Origin of the sequence: Pseudomonas sp. B8(2017) (assembly GCF_002113575.1) — a bacterium.
Classification (GTDB): Bacteria; Pseudomonadota; Gammaproteobacteria; order Pseudomonadales; family Pseudomonadaceae; genus Aquipseudomonas; species Aquipseudomonas putida_Z.
Window position 1 is genome coordinate 111,145 of sequence record NZ_NEIO01000016.1, and the last position, 12,211, is coordinate 123,355.

Genomic DNA, 12,211 nt, shown 5'->3' on the forward strand with positions numbered 1-12,211 from the left:
CGGCCGCAAAATTTCCTGGCCACCATAGCAATATCGCCTGACGAAAAAACCCACACCAAAGCCGCATAGCCCTACGCCACTTTTCTCCGTCTCTTACAAATTTTTCACCTGACCCGCTCAACGTCTAAGCTTCAGACAAGCAAGACGAAAATACCTGGCCGGATAGAAGACTATGGGCGCACTGTGGCAATCGGAACCAAGCAGAACGGAAGCACCCGAGATACCTCCGGCCGAGACGCCACAACCCAAGTCCCCCCGTCAGCGTCGGCTATGGTGGCGGCTGATCATCCTCATCCTGCTGGTGGCGCTGGTGGCCATCGGCTTCGCTGCGTATGACGAATTCCGCACCTCCAACCTGCAGTCGCGGGAATTCAGCAAGCTGGCCAGCACCCTCACCTATTCGCTGCAACCAGGCCCCAGCGATGCCATCGTCTACCCTGGTGAAGGGCCATTCGACAAACGCCTGGGCTACAGCGCGCTGGGCGAATTCCTGCCGCGCCTGCTCAAGCGCGACTACCTGATCAGCGAGCAGGTGAAGTTCTCGCCGGCGTTGATGAACTACGTCGATCATGGGCTGTTCGCCCCCTATATCGAGAAAATCCAGGCTGGCCTGTCGATCACCGACTGCCGCGGCGACATGCTGTACCAGTACAACTACCCGCAACACCTGTACCCGGACTTTGCGGCGATCCCGCCGGTGATCGTCAACAGCCTGCTGTTCATCGAGAACCGCGACCTGCTCGACACCAAGGACACACGCAACAACCCGGCCGTGGACTGGCCGCGCTTCGCCAAGGCCGCCTACAGCCAGGTGGCCAAGTACCTGGCCCTGCCCGGCCAGTCCGCTGGCGGCAGCACCCTGGCCACGCAGCTGGAAAAGTACCGCCACTCACCGGACGGCCTGACCGTTTCCGGCGCCGAGAAGATCCGCCAGATGATTTCCGCCAGCGTGCGCGCCTACCAGGGCGGCCCCGACACCACCGAGGCGCGCCAGCGCATCGTGCGGGACTACCTCAACAGCGTGCCGCTGTCGGCAGTGCCTGGGCATGGCGAAGTGCATGGCATGGCCGAGGGGCTGCGGGTGTGGTACGGCGCCGACTTCGACCAGGTCAACCAGGCCCTGAGTTCCACCGCCAGCGACCCCGAGAGCATGGCCGCACGCGGCCTGGCCCTGCGCCAGGTGCTGTCACTGATGATTGCCCAGCGCCGGCCGTCGCACTACCTGTCCAAGGGGCGGCTCGAGCTGGCCGAACTGACCGACGCGCACATCCGCGTGCTGGCCGCCAACAAGGTCATCGAGCAGCCACTGGCCGACGCGGCACTGGCCAGCAAGGCGGTATACCGCGACTGGGTGGCGCAACCGACCATTGTGCCGATCGTCACCAACAAGGGCATCAGCCTGGCACGCAACCGCCTGGCGGCCATGCTCAACCGCCCGCTGTACGACCTCGACCGGCTCGACGTGTCGGCCACCAGTACCCTGCAGTCCGACCTGCAGCTGCAGGTCAGCCAGTACCTGAAAAACCTTGCCGACCCTGAATTCGCAGCGCAGATCGGCCTGATCGGCGAACGCCTGCTCACCGCCAAGACCACCGACCAGGTGAGCTACAGCTTCACCCTGTTCGAGCGCACCGCCGACGGCTCGCGGGTGCGGGTGCAGACCGACAGCACCGACCAGCCCTTCGACATCAACGAAGGCAGCAAGCTTGAACTGGGTTCCACCGCCAAGTTGCGGGTACTCACCACCTACCTGGAGATCATCGCCGAACTGCACGACAAGTACGCCGGCAAGCCAGCCGCCGAGTTGAAGAAAGTCGAAGTCGCCGAACTCGACCGCATCAGCCAGTGGTCGCTGGAATGGCTGGCGCAGAACAGCAAGAACCAGAGCCTGGACGCCATGCTCGATGCGGCGCTGGAACGCAAGTATTCGGCCAACACCGGCGAAGCCTTCTTCACCGGCGGCGGCATGCATGTGTTCAACAACTTCCGCAAGGAAGACAACAGCCGCAACCCAACCCTCAAGGATGCATTGCGCGAGTCGATCAACCTGCCGTTCATCCGCCTGATGCGCGACCTGGTGCGCTACGTGACCTACCAGCAACCGTACAACCGCGTGCCGCTGCTCAAGGACGACTCCGACCCGCGCCGCCAGGAATACCTGGCCCGTTTCGCCGACAAGGAAGGCACCAACTACCTGATGCGCTTCTGGAAGAAATACCAGCGCAAGACCTCGCAGCAGCGCCTGGACACCTTCCTCGACAGCATGCGCGTGACCCCACAACGGTTGGCGGCCGTGCACCGCTACCTGTTCCCCGAGGCTGGCCAGGAAACCTTCAACGCCTTCGTCCGCGCCCACCTCAAGGGTGACAAGATCGTCCTGGGCAAACTGACCGATGGCCGCCTGTCGGAGATGTACGACGCCTACGGCCCGGGCAAGTACGACCTGCCCGACCAGGGCTATATCGCCAAGGTCCACCCGCTGGACTTGTGGCTGTTGGGTTACCTGCTGAAGAACCCAGGTTCGACCTTGACCGAAATGGTCAATGCCAGCCGCTTCGAGCGCCAGGAGGTATACGGCTGGCTGTTCAAGAGCCGCCATCAGGGCGCCCGTGACAGCCGCATTCGCACCATGGTCGAGATCGAAGCGTTCCTCGACATTCACCAGCGCTGGAAGCGCGTGGGCTATCCATTCGACCACCTGGTGCCCTCGCTGGCCACCGCCATTGGCAGCTCGGGCGACCGCCCCGCCGCCCTCTCCGAGCTGGTCGGCATCATCCAGAACGACGGCGTGCGCCTGCCGACCTTGCGGATCGACACCCTGCACTTCGCTGCCAACACGCCTTACGAGACCAAGCTGGTCACCGACCCGGACCGGGGTGTGCGGATTCTGCCGGTCGAAGTGGCGCGCGCCCTCAAAGGCGCCATGTCGCAGGTGGTGGATGCGGGCACCGCGCGGCGTATTTCCGGCAGTTTCAAGCTGCAGGACGGCACGCCACTGGTGATGGGCGGCAAGACCGGTACCGGTGACAACCGCATCGAAAGCTTTGGTGCTGGCGGCCGGCTGATCGGCTCACGCTCGCTGAACCGTACCGCCACCTTCGTGTTCTTCCTGGGCGACAACCACTTCGGTACCTTGACCGCGTTCGTGCCGGGGCGCTCGGCAGAGGCCTTCAAGTTCACCTCGGCGCTGCCGGTGCAGGTACTCAAGGGCATGGCTCCGATTCTCATGCCATACCTGCAACCGGGCAATCCGAATGAGTGCAAAGCGCCGCAGGTGGCCATGCACACAGCCACGCCGCAAGGGGATACATCGAACAACTAGATGATAATCATCTGCAATTAAGGGCTTGTCTTTAGATATATCTTGAGTAATATCTTACGATATATCGCAAACGACGGAGCCCTGCCCCCATGCGCGAACATACCCCCCATGACCCCTTCGAGCGGCGCCCAGGTCGTGGCGAACGCGGCCCGCGCGTCTTCGCCCCCGGCGACCTCAAGCTGCTGATGCTGGCCCTGCTCGCCGAGCAGCCAGGCCACGGCTACGACCTGATCCGCCAGATCGAAAACCTGTTCGACGGCAGCTACAGCCCAAGCCCCGGGGTGATCTACCCCACCCTCAACTTCCTCGAGGAGGCCGAGCTGATCAGCGGCCAGGTGCAGGGCAGCAAACGCCTCTATGCCATTACCGAAGCCGGCCGCACCGCCCTGGCCGAACAGGCCGTCGCACTGGACGGCGTGCGCATGCGCATCGAAGTCAGCAAGCGCGCCCTGCGCGGCCACGACCGTCCACCAGAGATTCATGAAGCGGTCGGCAACCTGCGCCACGCACTGCACATGCACAGTGGCCGCTGGACACCGGAAGAAATCGAGCGGGTCCGCGACCTGCTCAACCACACCGCCAAGGCCATCGCCTCCGGGCCGGCCGAACCTGTCAGGGAGACACCCCATGAGTGACACCATTCACCGCGTCAACCACGAAATCCGCCAACGCCATCTGCAGGTGCTGCGGGTCACCGAACTGACCCCGCGCATGCGCCGCATCACCCTCGGGGGTGCCGAGCTGCAAGGCTTCACCAGCGTGGGCAGCGACGACCATATCAAGCTGCTGTTCGCCGAAACGCCGGAGCAACAGCAGGCCATCGAGGCTCGTAACCTGGGCCGAGAAGGTGGCGCGCGGCCTACCATGCGCGAATACACGCCACGGCGCATCGACCTGGTGGCCAATGAGCTGGACATCGACTTCGTGCTGCACGGCGATGGCCCTGCCTCTACCTGGGCAGCCCAGGCGGCACCCGGGCAAACCCTGGACATTGCCGGGCCGCGGGCTTCGATGGTGGTGCCGGACATCTTCGACAGCTACCTGCTGATCGGCGACGAAACCGCCATTCCGGCCGTTGGCCGCCGCCTGGAGGAATTGCCAGCGGGCCGCCAGGTACTGGCGGTTATCCAGATCGAGGACGAGCAGGAACGCCAGCCACTGCCGAGCAAGGCACAGGTGGAAGTGATCTGGGTACGTCGCCAACATGAAGACCTGCTGGCGCTGGTGAAGAACCTTACCTTGCCGCAAGGCCGGTTGTATGGCTGGGTGGCACTGGAAAAAGCCCTGACCCGGCAGGCCAAGGCACTGTTGCTGGAGAAAGGTTTGCCTGAGGATGCGCTCAAGGCTGTGGCCTACTGGCGTGCCGACGGGACTGCGGACGACGAATGATTGATTATTGCTGCCCCGGCCCTATCGCCGGCAAGCCAGCTCCCACAGGTACCCCGCAGCGTTCAAGGGCTGCGCAATTCCTGTGGGAGCTGGCTTGCCGGCGATAGGGCCAGTGCAGGTCAAGCCAATCTGTGCAGCCCCCGCCACCTGTCCAGCCCCAGCAACACCAGCCCAATCCCCCAGAACCCCGCCAACACCCCCAGGGCATTGAGCAATACCTGCCCATACCCCAGGCTCGCCACATCGATGAACGGGTAGGCATACACGCCAATCTCGCTCCCCCGCCACAGCGCGTAGGCAAAATACGTCGCCGGGTACATCGCCCAGACCAGCAGATGCCATAGCCGCAACCTGCCCTTGGGCACCTCGCACCACCAGTACAAGGCATATAGCACGGGCATTACATCGTGCAGCAACTCGTCCGCCAGCCATTGCCAGCCCTGCGGTTGCCACAAGTGACGCAACAGCACGCTGTAGGCCAATGCCACCAGCACGATGCTGGCGGCCACCGCAGAACTCACCGCAGGCGACAGGAAAAAGCGCTTGGCACGGCCTTCCCGGCCGAACGCCGCATAACTGAGCACCGTTGCCACCAGGGTATTGGTCAACACGGTGAAATACCCGAACACATTGATCAGGCCACCCACCAGACTGGCCTGTTCCTGCCAACGCGCCAACAGCACCAGGTACACCTGCACGGCCAGGCCGAACCAACCCAGCACGGCCATGCCGGTCAGCCAGGGACGGCGCGGCATGTCAGGCCTGGCGCTGCAGCTTCACGTACAGCTGCTCGACCTTTTCCCGTGCCCACGGCGTCTTGCGCAGGAAGGTCAGGCTCGACTTGATGGTCGGGTTGCTTTTGAAGCAGCGCACATCGATGCGCTCGGCCAGGCCCTGCCATTGGTAGTGCGCCACCAGCTCGGTGAGGATCTGTTCGAGGGTCTTGCCGTGCAGCGCGTTGTGTTGGGCCGTGCTCATGCCAGTGCTCCGTAGGAAAGATGCGCACCTTACACGAGTGTAGTGGTGGGTGGGATCAGGTGAGTCGACAGAAAAACCGCTGGCCAGGCGCAAAACCTCTGTGCTGAAATAGAGATGTTATATTGTAACAATACAAAAGCATCTGCCAAGGAACGCCCCATCCCCATGCTGTACACACCGCTTCGCCTCTCTCCCCTCGCCGTCGCGCTGTGGCTGGCCGCATCACCCAGCCACGCCGTGGAACTCGAACCCCAGGTCATCACCGCCAACCCTTTGGGCAACAGCCAGCTGGCCGCCCCCAGCACCGTGCTCGAAGGCAACAACCTGCTGCAACAGCAGCACGGCAGCCTCGGTGAAACCCTGAACAAGCAGCCCGGGGTCGCCTCCACCTGGTTCGGCCCAGGCGCCAGTCGCCCGGTGATTCGTGGCCTGGATGGCGACCGCATTCGCATCCTGCGCAATGGCGTCGGCGCCCTGGATGCTTCATCGCTGTCCTACGACCACGCGGTGCCGCTGGACCCGGTGACCGTCGACCGTGTCGAGATCGTCCGTGGCCCGGCTGCCCTGCTCTACGGCGGCAACGCCATCGGCGGCGTGGTCAATACCTTCGACAATCGCATCCCGGATACCCCCATCGAGGGCATCCAAGGTGCCGGTGAACTGCGCTACGGCGGCGCCGATACCACCCGCAGCAGCGCTGGCAAGCTGGAGGCCGGCAACGGTGCCTTCGCCCTGCACCTGGATGCCAACAGCCGCCAGTTCAACGACCTGCGCATCCCCGGTTACGCGCGCAGTTCCAAGGTGCGCGACGCCGACGAACCCGGCGGCAAGCACCGCCTGGAAAACAGCGACGGCCGCCAGGACGGTGGCGCCGTGGGTGGCGCCTACCATTGGGACCACGGTTACGCCGGCCTGTCGTACAGCCGCTACGACAGCAACTATGGCTCGGTGGCCGAGCCAGGTGTGCGCCTGGACATGAAGCAGGACCACTACGCCTTCGCCTCCGAGCTGCGTGACCTGGACGGCCCATTCACTTCGGTCAAGGTCGATGCCGGCTACACCGACTACGAGCACCGTGAAATCGAAGAAGGCGAAGTCCACACCACCTTCAGGAACAAGGGCTATGAAGCACGTATCGAAGCCCGCCACCAACCGCTCGGGCCGGTAGAAGGCGTGATCGGCGCCCAGGTCAGCCGCAACGAATTCTCCGCCTTGGGCGAGGAAGCCTTCGTCCCGCACACCGACACCGACAGCCTGGCGCTGTTCATGCTGGAGCAGTGGCAAGCCACCGAGCGCCTGAACCTGAGTCTGGGCGCACGCATGGAGCACACCCGGGTCGACCCGGATGCCAAAGGCAACGAGAACTTCGCCGACGCCAACAGCGCCAGCAGTTTCAACGCTTTCAGCCTGTCTTCCGGGGCGGTGTACCAACTCGACCCGATCTGGTCGCTGGCCGCCAACCTCGGCTACACCGAGCGCGCCCCGACCTTCTACGAGCTGTATGCCAATGGTGCCCACGTGGCCACTGGAGCCTTTGAAGTCGGCGATGCCAGCCTGAACAAGGAAAAAGCAATTTCTACCGACCTGGCCTTGCGTTTCGACAATGGCACCCACAAGGGCAGTGTCGGGGTGTTCTACAGCCACTTCCGCAACTACATCGGCCTGATCGGCACCGGCAACACCCGCGAGGGGCATGACCACGACCATGGCGAGGATGACCATGACCACGATCACGACCATGACGGTTTCCCGGAATACCAGTACCAGGGCGTGCGGGCGCGCTTCTATGGCATCGAGGCCCAGGACCGCTGGCAACTGGCCGAGAACCGCTATGGCAGCTTTGCCCTGGAGCTCTCCGGTGACTACACCCGGGCGAAAAACCTGGACAGTGGCGAGCCGCTGCCACGCATCGCCCCACTGCGCCTGAACAGCGGCCTGGTCTGGGAGCTGGACCGCTGGCAAGCGCGGGTCGACGTGCAGCATGCTGCGTCGCAGCATCGCAAACCGGCCAACGAAACCAGCACCGATGGCTACACCACGCTGGGGGCCAGCGTTGGCTACCGCTTCGAAGTTGGCCAGAGCCAGTGGCTGGCGTTTGTGCGCGGCGAGAACCTGACTGACCAGACCGTGCGCTATGCCAGCTCGATCCTGCGCGATATCGCCCCGGCGCCGGGGCGTAGTGTGGAAGTGGGTCTGCGTACCACCTTCTGAAATCGCGGGGGCGCTTCGCGCCCCTTTCGCCGGCAAGCCAGCTCCCACCGGTATTGCTTCTGCCTCAAGTGCAACGCGATCCTGTGGGAGCTGGCTTGCCGGCGATTGGGCTGCAAAGCAGCCCCCTCTGCAGCCAATTGTTACCTGTCGAACAACAATCCACTGCGACAATTTGTCTTTTTTTCTTACAACTTCCCCTATATCCTCCCCGCCGCAAGCTGAATCGCTTCATCAAAACCATCTTGTCGCCATATCCATTGAGGGGCCCGCCCTTCGATGCGCTTGCCGTTTATTCAATAATCAAAAGATAGCGCTATCTCATGCTCCAACTGCCCAAAACCTGTTACATCGGCCTTGCCCTCACCGCCCTGGCGGCCCCCACCGGCGCCAGCGAGATGTTCGCCAGCGACTCCCCCTGGATGCTCGGCGACTGGGGTGGCACCCGCAGCGAACTGCTGGAAAAAGGCTACGACTTTACCCTCGGCTACACCGGCGAGATGGGCAGCAACCTGCATGGTGGCTACGACCACGACCGCACCGCGCGCTACAGCGACCAGTTCACCTTCGGCAGCCACCTGGACCTGGAGAAGATCCTTGGCTGGCACGACACCGAATTTCAGCTGACCATCACCGAGCGCCACGGCGACAACATCAGCAACGACCGCATCAACGACCCGCGTGTCGGCGGCTTCACCTCGGCCCAGGAGGTATGGGGCCGTGGCGAAACCTGGCGGCTGACGCAGATGTGGATCAAGCAGAAGTACTTCGACGGCGCACTGGATGTGAAATTCGGCCGTTTCGGCGAAGGCGAGGACTTCAACAGCTTCCCGTGCGACTTCCAGAACCTGGCCTTCTGCGGCTCACAGGTAGGCAACTGGGTGGGCGGCATCTGGTACAACTGGCCGGTCAGCCAGTGGGCCCTGCGCGTGCGCTACAACCTCAGCGACGCGCTCTACGCCCAAGTCGGCGTGTTCGAGCAGAACCCCTCGAACCTGGAATCGGGCAACGGCTTCAAACTCAGCGGCAGCGGCACCCAAGGCGCGGTAATGCCGATAGAACTGGTATGGAGTCCACAGGTCAATGGTCTGAAAGGGGAATATCGCGCCGGCTACTACTACAGTAATGCCAAGGCACAGGATGTTCTCAAGGACAGCAACGGCCAGCCGGCAGCCCTCAGCGGCGCCGCCTACCGCAGCAGTTCGAGCAAGCACGGCTTGTGGCTCGGCGCCCAGCAGCAGGTGACTTCGCTGGCGTCCGACCAGTCGCGTGGCCTGAGCCTGTTCGCCAACGCCACGGTGCACGACAAGAAGACCAATGCCATCGACAACTATGTGCAGGCAGGACTGGTATACAAAGGGCCCTTCGACGCCCGCGCCAAGGACGACATCGGTTTCGCCCTGGCCCGTGTGCACGTCAACCCTGCCTATCGCAAGAACGCGCGCCTGGCCAACCAGGCCGCCGGCCTCTACGACTACGACAACCCTGGCTTCCTGCCGGTGCAGGACACCGAGTACAGCGCCGAGTTGTACTACGGCATCCACCTGGCCGACTGGCTCACGGTCCGCCCCAACCTGCAGTACATCCGCCACCCGGGCGGGGTGTCGCAGGTCGATGGCGCCCTGATCGGCGGCCTGAAGATCCAGAGCAGTTTCTAACCCCCTTTTTGACCTGACGGAGAACCTACGATGAGCACTGAAGGTGCCAACAATGGAAGCCGCTGGCTACCGCGCCTGATCGGCGCGCTGCTGTTGCTGATGGGCCTGGCCCTGCTGGCCGGCGGCATCAAGCTGAGCCAGCTGGGCGGATCGCTGTACTACCTGATCGCCGGTATCGGCTTTGCCCTGTCGGGCATCCTGCTGCTGGCCCAGCGCCGCATCGCCCTGGGCCTGTACGGCCTGGTACTGCTGGGCAGCACCGTGTGGGCCCTGCTCGAAGTGGGCCTGGACTGGTGGCAACTGGTACCGCGCCTGGCCATCTGGTTTGCCATCGGTGTGGTCCTGCTGCTGCCCTGGGCGCGTCGCCCGCTGATCGGCCCGGCCAACAAGGCCAACACTGCGCTGCTCGGCATTGCAGTGGTCGCTTCGGGCGCTTGCGCCCTGGGCAGCCAGTTCACCCACCCCGGTGAAGTGTTCGGCGAACTGGGCCGAGACAGCAGCGAAATGGCCAGCGCCGCCCCGGCCATGCCCGACGGCGAATGGCAGGCTTACGGCCGCACCGAGCACGGCGACCGCTATTCGCCGCTGCGCCAGATCACCCCGCAGAACGCCTACCGCCTGGAAGAGGCCTGGCGCATCCGCACCGGTGACCTGCCGACCGAAAACGACCCGGTGGAGCTGACCAACCAGAACACCCCGCTGAAGGTCAACGGCATGCTCTATGCCTGCACCGCGCATAGCCGCGTGCTGGCCCTGGACCCGGACACCGGCGCGGAAATCTGGCGCTACGACCCGCAGGTCAAGAGCCCGGTCGGCACCTTCAAGGGCTTCGCCCACATGACCTGCCGTGGCGTTTCGTACTATGACGAAAACCGCTACGTCAGCCGCGACGGCAGCCCGGTACCGAAAATTACCGACGCCGGCCAGGCCGTGGCCCAGGCCTGCCCGCGCCGCCTCTACCTGCCTACCGCAGACGCCCGCCTGATCGCCATCAACGCCGACAACGGCAAGGTCTGCGAAGGCTTCGCCAACCAGGGCGTGATCGACCTCACCACCGGCATCGGCCCGTTCACCGCCGGCGGCTACTACTCCACCTCGCCAGCCGCGGTCACCCGTGACCTGGTGATCATCGGTGGCCATGTCACCGACAACGAGTCGACCAACGAGCCATCCGGCGTGATCCGTGCCTACGATGTGCACGATGGCCACCTGGTGTGGAACTGGGACAGCAACAACCCGGACGACACCCAGCCACTGGCTCCCGGCAAGATGTACAGCCGCAACTCGGCCAACATGTGGTCGATCGCCAGCGTCGACGAAGACCTCGGCATGATCTACCTGCCACTGGGCAACCAGACCCCGGACCAGTGGGGCGCCAACCGCACCCCAGGCGCCGAGAAGTACAGCGCCGGCGTGGTCGCCCTGGACCTTGCCACCGGCAAGGCTCGCTGGAACTACCAGTTCACCCACCACGACCTTTGGGACATGGACGTCGGCAGCCAGCCGACCCTGGTCCACCTGAAGACCGACGATGGCGTGAAGCCGGCAATCATCGTGCCGACCAAGCAAGGCAGCCTGTACGTGCTCGACCGCCGCGACGGCACGCCGATCGTGCCGATCCGCGAGATCCCCACCCCGCAAGGTGCGGTGAAGGGCGACCACACCTCGCCGACCCAGGCCCGCTCCGACCTCAACCTGCTCGGCCCTGAACTGACCGAACAGGCCATGTGGGGCGCCACGCCGTTCGACCAGATGCTGTGCCGCATCCAGTTCCGCGAGCTGCGTTACGAAGGCCAGTACACCCCGCCGTCCGAGCAAGGCTCGCTGATCTACCCGGGCAACGTCGGTGTGTTCAACTGGGGTAGCGTGTCGGTCGACCCGGTGCGCCAACTGCTGTTCACCTCGCCCAACTACATGGCCTTCGTGTCGAAGATGATCCCGCGTGAGCAGGTGGCCGAGGGCAGCAAGCGTGAAAGCGAGACCAGCGGCGTGCAGCCGAACACCGGTGCGCCGTACGCGGTGACCATGCACCCGTTCATGTCGCCACTGGGCGTACCGTGCCAGGCCCCGGCCTGGGGCTATGTCGCCGCCATCGACCTGTTCACCAACAAGGTGGTGTGGAAGCACAAGAACGGCACCACCCGCGACAGCACCCCGGTGCCGATCGGCATGCCGGTTGGCGTGCCGAGCATGGGTGGTTCGATCGTCACCGCCGGTGGCGTCGGCTTCCTCAGCGGCACCCTGGACCAGTACCTGCGCGCCTATGACGTGAACAACGGCAAGGAACTGTGGAAAGCCCGCCTGCCAGCGGGTGGCCAGGCCACGCCGATGAGCTACAGCGGCAAGGATGGCAAGCAGTACGTGCTGGTGACTGCCGGCGGGCATGGCTCGCTGGGCACCAGGATGGGCGACTACATCATCGCCTACAAACTGGCTGAATAAAGCTGCCGAGCCCCGCCAGCGGGGCTCACTCGCTGTACTGGCCTCATCGCCGGCAAGCCAGCTCCCACAGGTACTCCACTAGCCTTGAAAGCAGTGGGTCACCTGTGGGAGCTGGCTTGCCGGCGATAGGGCCGGAACAGGCCACCAAAGATCCCCTTCCCTCCTGCCATCATCTACCATTGAAACCCATCCCCCCCCCCCCCCTCTCAAACAC

At 64.0% G+C, this 12,211-nt stretch carries 8 protein-coding genes; 6 read left to right on the forward strand and 2 right to left on the reverse strand.

The genetic code is table 11. The features are described 5' to 3' along the window. Window positions 1-172: 172 nt before the first annotated feature. The 3 genes from CAG22_RS20535 (at window position 173) to CAG22_RS20545 (ending at window position 4,711) form a co-directional block, all read left to right on the forward strand. Window positions 173-3,322, forward strand: coding sequence for a transglycosylase domain-containing protein (locus tag CAG22_RS20535; protein WP_085706049.1), 3,150 nt, complete (start codon window positions 173-175; stop codon window positions 3,320-3,322). Between the two features lie 89 nt (window positions 3,323-3,411). After that, entirely contained in the window at window positions 3,412-3,957 is a 546-nt protein-coding gene (locus tag CAG22_RS20540) for a PadR family transcriptional regulator (protein WP_046614772.1), read from the forward strand. Further along, the gene (locus tag CAG22_RS20545) at window positions 3,950-4,711 is read left to right on the forward strand and encodes a siderophore-interacting protein (protein ID WP_085706050.1); all 762 of its coding nucleotides are present in this window, start codon (window positions 3,950-3,952) and stop codon (window positions 4,709-4,711) included. Before CAG22_RS20540 ends, CAG22_RS20545 begins: the two co-directional genes overlap by 8 nt. 119 nt (window positions 4,712-4,830) lie before the next feature. On the opposite strand, the gene CAG22_RS20550 is transcribed toward CAG22_RS20545, so the two are convergent. Further along, on the reverse strand, window positions 4,831-5,466 hold the full coding sequence (locus tag CAG22_RS20550) for a Pr6Pr family membrane protein (RefSeq protein WP_085706051.1): 636 nt from the start codon (window positions 5,464-5,466) through the stop codon (window positions 4,831-4,833). A gap of 1 nt (window position 5,467) precedes the next feature. Beyond that, window positions 5,468-5,689, reverse strand: a complete 222-nt coding sequence (locus tag CAG22_RS20555; protein ID WP_003252112.1) for a VF530 family DNA-binding protein — start codon at window positions 5,687-5,689, stop codon at window positions 5,468-5,470. Window positions 5,690-5,854: 165 nt separating this feature from the next. On the opposite strand from CAG22_RS20555, the gene CAG22_RS20560 reads away from it, so the two are divergent. From CAG22_RS20560 to CAG22_RS20570, 3 genes are all read left to right on the forward strand, one after another. Further along, complete coding sequence (locus CAG22_RS20560) at window positions 5,855-7,900, forward strand: TonB-dependent receptor (protein ID WP_085692278.1); 2,046 nt, start codon at window positions 5,855-5,857, stop codon at window positions 7,898-7,900. Between the two features lie 320 nt (window positions 7,901-8,220). Next, window positions 8,221-9,555 (forward strand): carbohydrate porin, encoded by a 1,335-nt coding sequence (locus CAG22_RS20565; RefSeq protein ID WP_085706052.1) that lies wholly within the window; start codon window positions 8,221-8,223, stop codon window positions 9,553-9,555. Between the two features lie 30 nt (window positions 9,556-9,585). After that, window positions 9,586-11,997: a glucose/quinate/shikimate family membrane-bound PQQ-dependent dehydrogenase gene (locus CAG22_RS20570; RefSeq protein WP_085614224.1), complete on the forward strand. Its 2,412-nt coding sequence runs from the start codon at window positions 9,586-9,588 to the stop codon at window positions 11,995-11,997. The last annotated feature ends 214 nt before the right edge of the window (window positions 11,998-12,211 follow it).